We start from the raw sequence: 13,241 nt of genomic DNA, 5'->3' as shown, positions 1-13,241 counted from the left end.
TTAGGTCGAGCCTTCGCATAATTTGTCAACAATCAATTGCAAATTCATTCATTACTGCAGAGACACCAAAACAATTAGATAAAAATAAATAGCACAATCAAATGAAGGGGAAAAAATTAAATGCAATTCTATATTTAGTTGTAGCATTGTTTTTTATTTTGATTATTACTAAACAATATTATCGTAAATATTTAATTTCAGACTGTTTTAAAGTTACAATTGGAACAATTACAAAAGTTTCAGGTGGCGGAAAAGCAATTCTTAAAATACACTATACATTCAATTCAATATCTCAAGAAATAGAAACTGAAGAAATGCTTGATAAAATGGACTATAGAAAAAACGGAGAGGATTACTATTTAAACCGAAGGTATTTTGTAAAGTTTTATTGCGAAGACCCCAAACTTTCAGAGATAGTCTGGGATATTAAAGTGCCAGATACGCTAAATTACATTCCACCCAAGTGTTGGGATAAAATTCCATATGGATTAGAAAACGTTCAAATAGAATAACTTCGAGATATAAAAGCGTTATTATTAAATATCAAAAACATTAAAATACTCTCTTTACGAACATTATAGTTTCATAAATACTTAAAGCCTCCCGGTAGACATCGGGAGCCCTTTCAGGAACCGTAAAGTCAAAAAAAAGAACCGCTTGAAAAACCGTTTGACCGATTTTTCAAGCACGTTCCTCACTTAAAATATCTTCTCATTTGTACCCCTGACATACCAGCAAAACCTCCAATTGCCGTGGCAATGAGGGTCATTACTGTAAAGACCAGCCCAATCTTAGGTATTTTGGATAAAAAACCCACGCCACCTGTGAACATCTCGGCTACTTTGTCCACCAAACTCACATCAGCCGTGGCGTTTAAAAAAGTGGCATAACCAATCCACAAACTTACAGTGGCGGCAGCAGAAACTAAGTAACCCTCTTTTGGAGTTTTGGCTTTCCACCAACAAAGAGCTAAGGCCACTGGGGCAATAATCCACCAAGGGCCGAAGTATGAGGCTATGCCTCCAATTATCAATATCAATAAATATAACATAATCTAGTATTTTATTTTTTAGGTTTAATTGTCATTGTTCTAGTCAGTTTGGCTGATTTTTCGTCTTTGTTTTTCATAAAAACCAAAGTGTCGAGTTTGCCAGCAGCCCATTTATCTACCATGTTGTCGTAATATTTGCTACCTACATTGCCCGACTGTCCGCCTGGGTATAATCCATAGCCTCTTGGCCAGTCTTTATCTAGTTCTATCACCATTCTCCAAGATGGGCCAGTTGATTCGGTTGTGGCATTTACAATGCCCCTTCCCCCTCCATTCATTATGCCACTTCTCGCAAATCCCGGAATTTTACCCAAGTGTGAAATTGATGTATTTTTAACTTTTGCCCATGCCCAAGTTTCTGGTGTCAAAGGGCCATTGTGCAGTGTTAGACTATCTAAGGTAGCCTTGAAACTCCCCAATACAATATCATTGATGGTTTCCACCTTGTCTTTTGTGTTTTTGTTATCAAACCATTTGGCGGTTGATTGCTTTTTAATCATTTCAAAAGTTCTATCTTCCGTAGGATGTAGCATAAATTGTTTGCTTGGGAATTCATCCTCCCAAATCCAATTTTCAAGTTCTTTCACCCAACGTTCATAAATTGTAGCTCCTACTGCATCTGGATTATTCATCAAATCCCACTTCTTCATAATTTCTCTGGCCGGAGCAATGCTTGCATCTTTTGAAGTTTCTAAAATGGGCAACAAAGTAGGCAAAATTCTTCTCGCTGCCACATTGTAATTATCGTTCAAAATCGACCTTAAACTATCCGCATTGGCGTTTTTCATGGCCGTAAGTCTTTCATTTATCCTAACTGCACGGTTTGGTGCGGCAAATTTCCAACCGAGGTAATACGGATAAGTTGGGTCAGCAGAAAACTGATTGGCCGAGCTTACAAACCCTCTAGGTGGGTTTTTAACGGTCGGGTTCTGCTCCGCCGGTATCCATCCTTGCCAGTCGTGTTCGGGCATAGAGCCATCTAATATGAATTTGCCCTGTTCTTTCCACTTGAGTGGGAGTTTGCCGTTTGGCGTGATGGCTATATCGTTCTGATTACTTGCAAATATGAAGTTCTGTGCAGGTGCCGTGTAGAATGTTAGAGCTTTTCTATAATCATCGTAGTTTTTGGCTCTGTTGAGATAGTAAAAAATCATCAGGTCCGAGCCAGAGGTTTCTAGAGCTATCCAACGCATAGCGTGTCCCGCAGGAGCGTTTTTGTTAAAATTAGATTCTTTTGATTCGTTGTAAACAACGGGTCCATGGTGTGTATAAATCAAGGTGTCTTTTACGATTTTTCCTGATTTAAGTCTGAATTCCTCTGTGTATTTAGTGGTTGGAGTCCACTTGTTGTTATACATATAGTGCGTTTTTTCAGGATTGTTGAATCTTATTTTGTAAAAGTCCATCACATCGCTACCCACATTGGTCACTCCCCAAGCAATGTCTTTGTTGTAGCCAATTACTATGCCAGGACAACCAGGCAATGCCACACCATAGACATTTACCGTTGGACAGCTCAACTGCATCTGATACCAAATCGAAGGCAATGTAAGCCCAAGATGTGGGTCGTTAGATAAAATTGGTAATCCTGTAGCAGATTTAGCTCCGCCCACGGCCCAGTTGTTTGATCCAATTTCTGGTGCAGGACTAGGTATTTTCACAATTACTTTATCGTCATTTTTGCCTGCCATTACTTTGCTCGGAGTAGTAACTGGTAAAGGTTTAAAGTTCCAAGGTGTACCTACAGGGATTATCGGAGACTCTTCTGCGGGATAATTAGGAAAAAGATCTTTGACGGTATCTAAGCCATATTCGTCCACTACATTGCTCATTCTGAAGTCGTCGCTACCGCCATTGAGGGTGTTACGCATATTCATGAGCATCAGAATTGTTTTGTAGGGCGACCACGCGGTTGGTTTGTAACCCAATATTTTGTACTCTACTGGAAGGTTTTTGTAGTCAATCTGAGCAATGTAACTATTTACGCCATTGGTATAGGCATCTAATATTTTCGAAGAGATAGGGTCACTTTTGAGGTTTTCGGCAATTTTGGCCGCAGCTCTGGCCATTCCCAGTCTTCTGTTGTATCTATCATATTCTAAGGCTCTTTCACCTACAATTTCGGTCAGTCGGCCTGCTGCCACCATGGTGTAGAACTCCATCTGCCAGATTCTGTCCTTGGCCATCACATAACCTTGGGCAAAATAGAGGTCGTCCTCGTTATTTGCAAAAATATGAGGTACCTGGTTCACGTCATAGATTACCTTTACTTCTTCTTTTACACCTTCTAAGTCAAGATTTTGATCCAAAAGGGTGCTTTTGTTTGTACTATTTTGTAAAAATCCTTCGAAAGGACTGAATAACCTACCCAAAGGAGGGAGCATACCGATGGGATTATGGAGGAGATAGATCAAGCCGACCATGACCAGATAGCTCCAGAAGTGTTTAATGAAACGCATGTTAGTTTATTTGGTTTTTTGCGAAATTATGAAATTTTATTGATTTTATTTTGTTTTATCTAGGTCATATATCCAACTAATGAAGAAAATCATTTTTATTGTTTTGTCCATTTTTCAAACCCTAGCCGTGTCTGCCCAATCCAAGTCATTCGATTTGCTTCTGAGAAGTATGATTAAAAAAACTGTGCCTATCATAAAAGTACAGGAACTGAAATCCCAAAAGGAGAAGGTCGTTCTCCTGGATGCACGTGAGCGAAAGGAGTTTGAGGTGAGTCATTTAAGAGATGCACGTTATGTGGGTTTTAACGATTTTTCGATAGAAAGTATAAAGGATATTCCCAAAAACAGTCCTATTGTGGTATATTGTTCAATCGGTGTAAGAAGTGAAAAAATAGGCGAGAAGTTATTGGCTGCTGGCTATACCAACGTTAGAAACTGCTACGGGAGTATTTTTGAATGGGTAAACCAAGGCAACGAGGTGGTAGATATGGAGGAGAAGCCCACGCAAAAAGTACATGCCTATAACCAGAAATGGGGTGTGTGGGTCAAAAAAGGAGAGAAAGTGTACTGATAATATCAAAAGCAAAAAAGAGTGGATCGCCACTCTTTTTTACTTTACAAAAAATTGTAATTATGCCGGTTGATGCTCTTTCCTAAGCAAATCATTCACAGTTTTCACCGGGTTGAAGGTAATCAAAGGTACTTCCACAAAAAGCGTGTTCCAGTCAGACATGGCTCCGTTCCATAGACCTGGCAATTCTTGAGCTTTTAGCGTTTTTCCACTTTGTGATTTCTCAGTAATGAATCCAGTTTTCGGGTCTCTGAATTTCAATAAATCGTATTTTTCTTTTTTGTGATTTTTGGTGGCACAAATCAAATCTACCGGGTTAAAGTGTGTTGCTTTTTCAAAAATCTCTTTTTGTTTTTTGTTTTTCATATCAAACTGAGCCGACTCCACGATTTGTAAAGATATAGAATCGTCACTGTTTTTCGCCCAGAAAGGTCCTCCACCCGGCTCACCGACATTTTTTACCATGCCACAAATTCTAAGTGGACGATTGAGTTTGGCTATCGCAAATTTATATTTTTCTTCAGGCGACCAATTTCTAAATCCTTTCGGAGTTTCTACACTGAGGTTTTCTTTGATAAATCTGATAGCCTTGTTGACCATGTAAACCGAAGGTTCAGGTTTTTCTAATCTTTTAAGGAAATAGAAAATCTGTTTTTGGAAACACAACAATAAACCCGCCAAGGCTTTTTTATAGAGAATAGTCTCACTTTTGAGGTGGTCAGGCACTACGTTGTCTACATTTTTGATGAAAATAATGTCGGCATCAACATCATTTAGATTTTCGAGTAGAGCTCCGTGGCCAGCTGGTCTAAATAGCAAATCACCTTTATTGTCTAGAAAAGGCTCATTGTCCATACCTACCGCAATGGTATCAGTGGAGGCTTTTTGTTCAGAAAATGATATATCAAACTTTACATTGTATTCGGCTTCATAGCTTTTTAAAACCTTGTTTATGAGGTCTTTAAATTTTTTTCGGTGCTCTGGCGAAACGGTGAAGTGCAACCTTACTTTACCTTTGTTGTTGGCATATTGTGCTCCCTCCACAAGGTGTTCTTCTAATGCTGTACGGGTAGAATCTCCATAGGCATGAAACTCTAGAAGGCCTTTGGGTAAGTTGCCATAATCCAGCCCATTTGAGCCCAATAGTGCTTCTAATTGTTCTTGTTTTTCGTTGGTTTTTAAAAATTTGGACAGACTATTATAAAACGCAAAAGATTTGATTTGCTCATGAAATTGTTCCACCGACTTGTCTGACTTGCCTTCGTCTTTGGCTGCGTAAAGCGACTTGAACATCCTACTTGCCGCACCTGAGGCTGGTACAAACTTCAAAAGTTTCTTTTTGGAAGTTTCTTGGTTAAAAATCTCTAGATATTCATTGAGTTCTTTTTCGTCGAGTTTTATCATGCCATCACCTATGGTGGCGGCTCTTTTGGCAGTCATAAATGGAAACCCCGTCTTGAAGTTTTCTATTTGTTGTTCTATCGTTTTTAAATCGCTGCCTCTGTTAGCTATTTGTTTAAGGTCTTTTTCCGTAAAACTCATGGGTAAGGAATTGAATATTATTTGGAATTCAATTAGGCAAAAAGTTTTAGGATAAGCAAATATTAAAAAGGAAAATGAAGTGGGAGATGGAGAAAAAACAAAAAAGTCGCTCGAAAGCGACTTTTTCTGTTGGCTTACAAGGACTCGAACCTTGAATAACGGCACCAAAAACCGCTGTGTTACCATTACACCATAAGCCAATCCTGTAATGTGGGTGCAAAATTAAGCCACCTTTGCAATTCTTCCAAACAGTTTCCTAAAAATATTTTAAGAAAATCCTCTGGTTTTTGGAATCTGCTAAAATCTAAATTTCGAATTTCTTATAAATACTTGAATGCCAAAGGGTCAGGAAATAGGAATTGGTATTGGCTTTTACTCGAGAAATTTTCAATCGAGATAATTTTTTTAGATGAATCTCTGTTTTTGGAACTTGCCTCTGGTTTGTTTTCACCACACTTCGCCCAAATTTCCGACCTTGTAGGATGTTCGGGACTAACAATATTAAATGTTTCGTCCCAAATGTTTTCTTCAACCAAACTCAGGATTGCACCAACGGCATCGTCTTGATGGATGTAGTTGACCCTTGAATAATCGGCCGAAGTTTGTGATGTGAAATATTTACAAGGATTTCTGTCATAGCCCATCAGACCACCAAATCGTATAATCAAATGTTGTTTATTGTGGTTTTTACAAAAGTTCTTGACCAAATTTTCAGCCATAAATAAGAAATGCTTTGGGTTGGCGTTGTCCTCTTTCATTTCTTTTTCGAGGTTAGGATACACTGATGTGGAGCTTACAAATACTATTTTCTGCAAGGTTTCAGATTTTTTGCATTCCTCCAGTATATTTTCAATCTGTTGCAGGTGGAACTCTTCTCCCAGAGACTTTGCCCTGGGCGGAATGTTTATTATCAATATTTCGGAATCAAAGAAAACACTGTCACCGACAAAGGCCGGTTGAAATGCTATTTGAAAGGCTTCGATGCCATTTTTTTTCAAAGCCTCCATTTTCTCTGAGCTTGTGGTGCTGCCTTTCACGCTAAATTTTCTGGATAAAAAAGCCGAGGCCAAAGGTTTTCCCAACCACCCACAACCTAAAATCGATATTGTATTCATAGTCTTTTGACAACGAATTTTGAAATATAATGGTTTAGAAAAAATGTTTTCTGCTCAAAAATGCCCAATTCCACAGCGAGATTTATTAGTTTTGTATCCGAAATTTTAATTTTTAAACAATTTTGGTAATTTAAATGGCTCAGCCTTACATAATCGGTATTACGGGAGGTAGTGCTTCGGGTAAAACTTATTTTCTGCATAGTTTACTTAGCCATTTTACAAAAGACGAGGTTTGTCTTATCTCTCAAGACAATTATTATAAAACCCGTGATTTGGTACCAAAAGACAAGAATAAAGTTGAAAATTTTGATCTACCCGAGTCTATCGATTTTGAATTGTTTTCGCAGCATATCAACGACCTCAAGAGCGGAAAGGAGGTCAGAATGCAAGAATATACTTTTGATATTTTTGACAAAGAACCCAACATACTGGTTTTCAAACCTGCTCCCATTATCGTTGTAGAGGGTATTTTTGTATTTCATGATCCGTACATTTCGGCATTGCTCAACCTCAAAGTATTTATAGATGCACTGGAGCATATCAAAATCCGCCGAAGAATAATCAGAGACAACAATGAGCGTGGGTATGACTTGGACTCAGTTCTCTACAGGTGGGAAAATCATGTGGCACCTACGTATGAAAAATTTATAAAACCTACCAAGCAAGACGCCGACATCATCATTAACAACAACAAACATTTTGAAAATGGCCTTAAAATTTTGACGGCTTTTTTGCAAAATATCCTCAAGAAATAGACCTTTAGGTCTTTTTTACTTGCTCTTAAAGTATTTCTACCTTATTCAAAATCAGGACATTTTACGCTAAAATGGCTAGGGTACTTGGTGTAGCTTTACATCATGAAAACTGTTAAAATTTATAGCCATGAGAAATCAAAAATTAGAAATCGTTCTTGAAGGATTTGACTTGTCCGATAGTCAACTGAAAGGGCTTGAAAAAGAGGTAAATGGATTGGTGGCCAAGCATTTGGTAAATGCTCAAGTCAGCAAATCTATTGGTACAAAACTTCGAATCAATCCTGAATGGTTGGGTATTTGGCTCAAAAAGTTCAAAAACGAGGCCTTACTCAACAAAGCGAAGACTTTCAAGCCTTTTTGAGCAATGGAAAAACAAAAGTACGCATGCCCTTCCGCTACCAACAGCGAGGGGGCATCGCTTTTCGGTATTGTGGGTAACGATGGTTTCGTGAAATTTCTTCCGCATGTGGTGCCTTTGGATGCCGAGTTGATTAAGGCCGGTAATAACCGTGGAAACCCCGAAGCTAGGTTTAGATATACCAATACCTGTGCTGAATCAGGCTGTAGGCAGTGGACGGGTGAAAAGTGCGGGGTGGTTGACAAAGTTCTGACTTTGGAGTCGCAAGTACAAGACTTTAAATCTCAGAATTGCCCCATCATGAATGATTGCCGTTGGTATGCCCAAGACGGCACAAGGGCATGTAAAGTGTGTCCGCTGGTTATTGCGGACATGATTTAGATAGAATTAAGGTAGTTTAGGTTAATAATAAATGTCAAAAGCCCCACTTTCTGAGTGAGGCTTTTATTGTTATTTCTAAAAAACTAAGTTCTAATCAAAAGTCTTCGTCCAATGAGAATGACATCTTCTCTCTATCAGATGTTACACCAGCTTTCTGATATTCCCCAACTCTTTTCTCGAAGAAATTGGTTTTGCCTTGTAACGAAATCAAATCCATGAAATCAAATGGGTTGGTGGCATTGTAAACTTTAGGAAGTTGCAGTTGCTCCAAAAGGTGATCAGCCACGAATTCTATGTATTGGCACATTTGCGGTGCGTTCATGCCAATCAAAGATACTGGCAATGAATCCGAAACGAACTCTTTCTCTATTTCTACTGCATCAGTGATAATTCTTGTCACGTCAGAAGGGCTCATTTTGTTTTTGATGTACTCGGTATACAACATGCAAGCAAAGTCTCTGTGCAAACCCTCGTCTCTCGAGATTAGCTCATTTGAGAAGGTCAAACCTGGCATCAAACCACGTTTTTTTAACCAGAAAATCGAGCAGAACGAACCTGAGAAAAATATGCCTTCTACAGCAGCGAATGCTATCAAACGCTCGATAAAGTTACCGTTTTCTATCCAACGCATCGCCCAAGCAGCTTTTTTGGCCACACAAGGAATGTGGTCTATGGCGTGCAATAGTCTGTCTCTTTCTTTTTGGTCTTTTATGTAAGTATCTATCAACAATGAATATACCTCTGCATGTATATTTTCTATCATGATCTGAAAACCATAAAAACATTTGGCTTCAGGAAATTGTACGTTTGAAAGGAAACCAACAGCTAAGTTTTCATTAACTATACCATCGGAGGCTGCAAAAAATGCCAAAACATGAGAGATAAAGTGACGTTCGCCGTCATTCATGGCTTCCCAATCTTTGGTATCTTGTGATAGGTCTAACTCTTCGGCTGTCCAGAACGAGGCTTCAGCATTTTTGTAAAATTCCCAAATATTCGAGTGTTTGATAGGGAAAATTACGAATCGATTTGGGTCTTCAATCAGTAAGGGTTCAGTAAGTTTTAGGTCTGCGTCTGTCATTATTTGAGCGTAGTATATTTTTTTGATTCTTTATTTCAAAATTACATCAAAAAGTTAGTAACAAAAATATTTTTTTACCTTTTTTGAAGTCATTGATTTTATTAACTGCAAACCGTTTTTTTTGTTTATTATTTATCCTAATTTTAGGTTTGGAATTCCGAGATAGTTTTCAATTTATGCTATAAAAATGAATAGTAACGGTTTAAAATTAAGATTAGTTATAGGTTTGGTAATGGCTGGTATGGCTCTTTTGAGTTATTACGGTAAAACCCAAGAAAATCCACTAACAGGTGAAAAACAACAAGTTAGCTTGTCTCCTGCGGAGGAGGTAGCTATGGGTCTGCAGTCTGCTCCCCAAATGGCCCAAGAATATGGAGGTTTATATCCCGACGATAAAGTACAGCAGAAAATTAAATCCATCGGGCGTGAGCTTGTTCTTACTTTCAACAGAGAAGTGGAGTCATTTGGCCATGGAAACCCTTATCAATTCGATTTTCACGTTCTTCGTGATCCCCAAACTGTCAATGCCTTCGCACTTCCCGGTGGACAGATTTTTATAACCGTTGGATTGCTTAGTAGGCTAAAATCCGAGGATCAGATTGCCGGAGTTTTAGGGCATGAAATTGCACATGTAGTGTACAGGCATTCGTCTGAACAAATGGCCAAAACGGAGTTTTACCAAGGCTTGGCAGGGGCAGCCACTGCTGCTGCTGGCGACATGGGAGCCTCCCAAATAGCCAATTATGTGGCCCAAGTTAAACTCATGAAATTCGGTAGAGACGATGAGTTAGAATCAGATGAATTTGGTGTGAAATATATGCTCAAGGCAGGTTACAATGCCGAATCGATGATAGAGGTAATGGAAATTCTTGCAGAAGCCTCAGGTGGTAGAAGCAGAGATGAGTACATGAGCTCGCACCCAAGTCCAGACAACAGGATAGGCAGAATAAAAGAACACATTGAAAAATACAAAAAAGAGATGCGTTGATACGTTTTTCTTTGCTTAAATGTCTCTTTGGGCTAAACTAAAGAGACATTTTTGGTTTCTGGGGTAAACAATAATTGATAAAACTTCCAATTAAAGCCATTAAGTCCTAATTTTGCGGAAATTTTTGGGGTTTTTAAAATCAGATAGATGAAAAAAGTAGTTTTGGCTTACAGCGGTGGTTTAGACACATCTTTTTGTGTGAAGTATTTGGGCGAAGAAAAAGGCATGGAAGTGCATTCTGTGTTGGTAGATACAGGTGGATTTACAGACGCCGAAGTAGCTGACATTGAGAAAAAAGCCTATGAACTGGGTGTAAAATCTCACTACACCGCTCGCGTTGCAGACAAATACTATAAAGAGTGCATCAAATATCTGGTTTTCGGAAATATTCTAAAAAACAATACCTATCCGCTTTCGGTAAGTGCAGAGCGTATTTTTCAGGCCATCGCCGTGGCAGAATATGCCAAATCCATTGGTGCCAACGCCATCGCCCACGGTTCTACAGGAGCGGGTAACGACCAAGTGAGATTTGACATGGCCTTCAGAATTATAGTTCCTGAAGCCGAAATTATCACGCCAATCAGAGACTTAAAACTATCTAGAGAAGAAGAAATAGAGTTTTTGAAAGCCAAAGGCGTTGTGCGTGAATGGCATAAATCAACGTATTCTATCAATCAAGGTCTCTGGGGAACTTCAGTTGGCGGAAAAGAAACGCTGAACTCATGGGATAACCTCCCTGAAAGTGCTTGGCCGACACAATTGACCAAGAAAAAGCCAACCGAAATAACCTTAGAATTTGTAAAAGGTGAGCTCAAAGCTGTAAACAATCGCAGATTTAAGAATCCAGTTGAAGCCATCAGAAGAGTGCATGAATTGGCTTCTCCGTATGCCATTGGGCGTGACACACACGTGGGCGACACCATCATCGGCATCAAAGGCCGTGTAGGTTTCGAAGCTGCAGCACCCTTGATTATCATAAAATCACACCATTTGCTAGAGAAACATGTACTGACTAAATGGCAACAATACTGGAAACAAAACCTGGCCGAATGGTACGGGATGTTACTACACGAAGGTCAGTTTAATGAGCCAGTTTTGCGTGACATAGAAGCTTATTTTGATAATAGCCAAAGTAATGTGTCTGGCGTAGTAAGAGTACAATTGGCTCCTTACAATTTCCAGATTTTAGGTATAAAATCAGACTACGACCTAATGTCCCCAGTATTCGGAAGCTACGGCGAAATGAACAATGCTTGGTCTGGTGACGACGTAAGAGGTTTCTCAAAAATAGCCTCCAACCAAGTAATGATCCACCAAAAAATTCAGGAATTGGCTGAGAAGAAGTAAGTTATTGAGTTTTAAATTAAATAATTAAGAATGAGGTTAATTTTATTTGTTTTACTAACTATAAGTCAAACACTAACTTTTGCACAGAAAGTAGATGTTTTTTTTGTTTCAGATCAATTAATTAATAAGGGAAAAGATACTGTAGAGTTGAATCGTAAAAAGTTTAGCGATGTAGAATTAATTAGCTGCATTTGTGCCTGCCACGAAGGTTTATTTTCAGAAGAGGGAAAATCTATTGCTATCAAAGTTTCCGCAAATAACCTCTATACTTTATGGGGTAAATCGTTGTCAAAAATTAATTCTTTTAAAGATTTGACTGGTATTAATGCTAAGGAGAGAATAATTGTAAGTAATAATTTTGGGAAGAAAAAAAATGCAACCGGGACAATTTCTTTTAATTATGACAGTCCGATTAGAAAATATTATGTTGTTTTAGAAATTGAATTCCCCAAAATTTTTAGAAGTAATATTTTTAAAGAAGAATCAATTGAGATTTCCAAAGTTGATAACTTCGAATTTAAAATAGTTGAATTGAAAATAGAGGATTATAGTCATTTGGAAAATATTGATAATATGTTTCTTGAAATGCCTGAATCTGAAAATGTTAGATTGGGTTATATTAATGGAGGAATTACAGCAGAAAAAAGTGAAGAGACTGAGAGATTGTTCAAAGAGAATAAATTTGATGAGGTAATTGCTAACTTGGAAGGGTATAAACTGATTGATTTTCAGAAAAAAATGTTAGTTGATTCTTACATAAAATTAAAGGAGCTAAATAAAGCAATTAAAGTTTTGGAGGGTTCATTTGAACAAGAATTTAAAGTAAAACTGCAAGAATTGTATATCTTGAACGGAGATCCTAAATTGGCATTATCAAGTAATATTAAATTGGAAGAATTTTACACTAATAACTTTAGAATTGTTTCTGCTTTTTTGGATAAAATTGCGATGTCTGAGGTAAATCCACTTTTTGAGTTAAATGAAAGCGAAATAATTGAGCTAGTTCCTTTTTTTGATTTAGTTCACGATTTTGGAGCAATCAGAAACCATGTTGAGAATTCTAAACTAATTTCTAAAATTAACAAGAAGAAAATAAAAACAATCATAGGGTATTTTGAAAAATGAAATTAGTTTTTTTTGATTTTTAAATTCCAAAAAATTCAGGAATTGGCGGAGAAGAAGTGAGGTTTGGCGTTTTAGGATATTTGAAAAGGCCGGTTTCTTTGCGAAATTGGCTTTTTTTGCGTGATTAAAAAAATGCGGATACTTTTTTTTACCCTATTAGTTTGTATCCTTAGAGACAATGACCAAAGAATTTAAATGAAAATTAAACTTCAAATTGATAACATACTTTTGGATGAAGCTCAACTTTTGGTGCCATTAAAAACTAAAGAGGAAATAGTGGAGGAGGCATTGAGGTTACATTTAGCTTCCCTGAAACGTTTAAAAATGATAGAATTGTTTGGAAAAGTTACCTGTGAGGGAAATATAAATGAAACGAGGGCTGTGAAACAGTGATTGTTTATCCGTTCATCAATTTCCGTCATGAAACTCTTGGAAAATACCTAATTTTGAATCCAATTTAATTCGACT

The 13,241-nt window shown here is 37.8% G+C and carries 14 protein-coding genes and 1 tRNA gene; 9 read left to right on the top strand and 6 right to left on the bottom strand.

Annotated elements, in window-relative coordinates:
• Positions 1 to 101 precede the first annotated feature (101 nt).
• Complete coding sequence (locus EGI31_RS24365; RefSeq protein WP_255039810.1) at positions 102 to 512, top strand: hypothetical protein; 411 nt, start codon at positions 102 to 104, stop codon at positions 510 to 512.
• A gap of 182 nt (positions 513 to 694) precedes the next feature.
• Here EGI31_RS24365 and EGI31_RS24360 read toward each other — a convergent pair whose 3' ends face one another.
• Entirely contained in the window at positions 695 to 1,051 is a 357-nt protein-coding gene (locus tag EGI31_RS24360) for a hypothetical protein (RefSeq protein WP_255039809.1), read from the bottom strand.
• An 11-nt stretch (positions 1,052 to 1,062) separates the two neighbouring features.
• The gene (locus tag EGI31_RS24355; RefSeq protein WP_255039808.1) at positions 1,063 to 3,510 is read right to left on the bottom strand and encodes a penicillin acylase family protein; all 2,448 of its coding nucleotides are present in this window, start codon (positions 3,508 to 3,510) and stop codon (positions 1,063 to 1,065) included.
• Between the two features lie 79 nt (positions 3,511 to 3,589).
• Between EGI31_RS24355 and EGI31_RS24350 the strand changes: the two genes are divergently transcribed.
• Complete coding sequence (locus EGI31_RS24350; protein WP_255039807.1) at positions 3,590 to 4,081, top strand: rhodanese-like domain-containing protein; 492 nt, start codon at positions 3,590 to 3,592, stop codon at positions 4,079 to 4,081.
• Between the two features lie 60 nt (positions 4,082 to 4,141).
• On the opposite strand, the gene EGI31_RS24345 is transcribed toward EGI31_RS24350, so the two are convergent.
• The 3 genes from EGI31_RS24345 to EGI31_RS24335 all read right to left on the bottom strand — a co-directional run bounded on the left by EGI31_RS24345 (position 4,142) and on the right by EGI31_RS24335 (position 6,738).
• The gene (locus EGI31_RS24345; RefSeq protein ID WP_255039806.1) at positions 4,142 to 5,623 is read right to left on the bottom strand and encodes a DUF4301 family protein; all 1,482 of its coding nucleotides are present in this window, start codon (positions 5,621 to 5,623) and stop codon (positions 4,142 to 4,144) included.
• A gap of 129 nt (positions 5,624 to 5,752) precedes the next feature.
• Positions 5,753 to 5,823: transfer RNA gene (locus tag EGI31_RS24340), tRNA-Gln, on the bottom strand.
• A 120-nt stretch (positions 5,824 to 5,943) separates the two neighbouring features.
• Positions 5,944 to 6,738: a Rossmann-fold NAD(P)-binding domain-containing protein gene (locus tag EGI31_RS24335; RefSeq protein WP_255039805.1), complete on the bottom strand. Its 795-nt coding sequence runs from the start codon at positions 6,736 to 6,738 to the stop codon at positions 5,944 to 5,946.
• Between the two features lie 134 nt (positions 6,739 to 6,872).
• On the opposite strand from EGI31_RS24335, the gene udk reads away from it, so the two are divergent.
• The 3 genes from udk (at position 6,873) to EGI31_RS24320 (ending at position 8,232) form a co-directional block, all read left to right on the top strand.
• Positions 6,873 to 7,493, top strand: a complete 621-nt coding sequence (gene udk / locus EGI31_RS24330; RefSeq protein ID WP_255039804.1) for a uridine kinase — start codon at positions 6,873 to 6,875, stop codon at positions 7,491 to 7,493.
• A gap of 127 nt (positions 7,494 to 7,620) precedes the next feature.
• Complete coding sequence (locus tag EGI31_RS24325; protein WP_255039803.1) at positions 7,621 to 7,854, top strand: hypothetical protein; 234 nt, start codon at positions 7,621 to 7,623, stop codon at positions 7,852 to 7,854.
• Positions 7,855 to 7,857: 3 nt separating this feature from the next.
• A complete protein-coding gene (locus tag EGI31_RS24320) occupies positions 7,858 to 8,232 on the top strand; it encodes a hypothetical protein (RefSeq protein ID WP_255039802.1) in 375 nt (124 codons plus the stop codon).
• A gap of 94 nt (positions 8,233 to 8,326) precedes the next feature.
• On the opposite strand, the gene EGI31_RS24315 is transcribed toward EGI31_RS24320, so the two are convergent.
• Positions 8,327 to 9,313: a ribonucleotide-diphosphate reductase subunit beta gene (locus tag EGI31_RS24315; RefSeq protein ID WP_255039801.1), complete on the bottom strand. Its 987-nt coding sequence runs from the start codon at positions 9,311 to 9,313 to the stop codon at positions 8,327 to 8,329.
• A gap of 187 nt (positions 9,314 to 9,500) precedes the next feature.
• Between EGI31_RS24315 and EGI31_RS24310 the strand changes: the two genes are divergently transcribed.
• The 4 genes from EGI31_RS24310 (at position 9,501) to EGI31_RS24295 (ending at position 13,166) form a co-directional block, all read left to right on the top strand.
• Entirely contained in the window at positions 9,501 to 10,301 is an 801-nt protein-coding gene (locus tag EGI31_RS24310; RefSeq protein ID WP_255039800.1) for a M48 family metalloprotease, read from the top strand.
• Between the two features lie 147 nt (positions 10,302 to 10,448).
• On the top strand, positions 10,449 to 11,648 hold the full coding sequence (locus EGI31_RS24305; RefSeq protein WP_255039799.1) for an argininosuccinate synthase: 1,200 nt from the start codon (positions 10,449 to 10,451) through the stop codon (positions 11,646 to 11,648).
• Between the two features lie 30 nt (positions 11,649 to 11,678).
• Positions 11,679 to 12,773 carry a hypothetical protein gene (locus EGI31_RS24300; RefSeq protein WP_255039798.1) on the top strand — a complete coding sequence of 365 codons (1,095 nt, stop codon included), beginning with the start codon at positions 11,679 to 11,681 and terminating at the stop codon, positions 12,771 to 12,773.
• A 195-nt stretch (positions 12,774 to 12,968) separates the two neighbouring features.
• Positions 12,969 to 13,166 (top strand): type II toxin-antitoxin system VapB family antitoxin, encoded by a 198-nt coding sequence (locus EGI31_RS24295; protein ID WP_255039797.1) that lies wholly within the window; start codon positions 12,969 to 12,971, stop codon positions 13,164 to 13,166.
• Positions 13,167 to 13,241 lie beyond the last annotated feature (75 nt).

Origin of the sequence: Lacihabitans soyangensis, from assembly GCF_024343775.1 — a bacterium.
GTDB classification, from domain to species: Bacteria; Bacteroidota; Bacteroidia; order Cytophagales; family Spirosomataceae; genus Leadbetterella; species Leadbetterella soyangensis.
This window is presented reverse-complemented; position numbering and strand designations above follow the sequence as displayed.

Coding starts and splice junctions, on each gene's coding strand:
- EGI31_RS24320 (WP_255039802.1), top strand. CDS start 7,858: ATGGAAAAACAAAAGTACGCATGCCCTTCCGCTACCAACAGCGAGGGG.
- EGI31_RS24325 (WP_255039803.1), top strand. CDS start 7,621: ATGAGAAATCAAAAATTAGAAATCGTTCTTGAAGGATTTGACTTGTCC.
- EGI31_RS24310 (WP_255039800.1), top strand. CDS start 9,501: ATGAATAGTAACGGTTTAAAATTAAGATTAGTTATAGGTTTGGTAATG.
- EGI31_RS24345 (WP_255039806.1), bottom strand. CDS start 5,623: ATGAGTTTTACGGAAAAAGACCTTAAACAAATAGCTAACAGAGGCAGC.
- EGI31_RS24350 (WP_255039807.1), top strand. CDS start 3,590: ATGAAGAAAATCATTTTTATTGTTTTGTCCATTTTTCAAACCCTAGCC.
- EGI31_RS24335 (WP_255039805.1), bottom strand. CDS start 6,738: ATGAATACAATATCGATTTTAGGTTGTGGGTGGTTGGGAAAACCTTTG.
- EGI31_RS24355 (WP_255039808.1), bottom strand. CDS start 3,510: ATGCGTTTCATTAAACACTTCTGGAGCTATCTGGTCATGGTCGGCTTG.
- EGI31_RS24360 (WP_255039809.1), bottom strand. CDS start 1,051: ATGTTATATTTATTGATATTGATAATTGGAGGCATAGCCTCATACTTC.
- EGI31_RS24315 (WP_255039801.1), bottom strand. CDS start 9,313: ATGACAGACGCAGACCTAAAACTTACTGAACCCTTACTGATTGAAGAC.
- EGI31_RS24300 (WP_255039798.1), top strand. CDS start 11,679: ATGAGGTTAATTTTATTTGTTTTACTAACTATAAGTCAAACACTAACT.
- EGI31_RS24305 (WP_255039799.1), top strand. CDS start 10,449: ATGAAAAAAGTAGTTTTGGCTTACAGCGGTGGTTTAGACACATCTTTT.
- udk (WP_255039804.1), top strand. CDS start 6,873: ATGGCTCAGCCTTACATAATCGGTATTACGGGAGGTAGTGCTTCGGGT.
- EGI31_RS24365 (WP_255039810.1), top strand. CDS start 102: ATGAAGGGGAAAAAATTAAATGCAATTCTATATTTAGTTGTAGCATTG.
- EGI31_RS24295 (WP_255039797.1), top strand. CDS start 12,969: ATGAAAATTAAACTTCAAATTGATAACATACTTTTGGATGAAGCTCAA.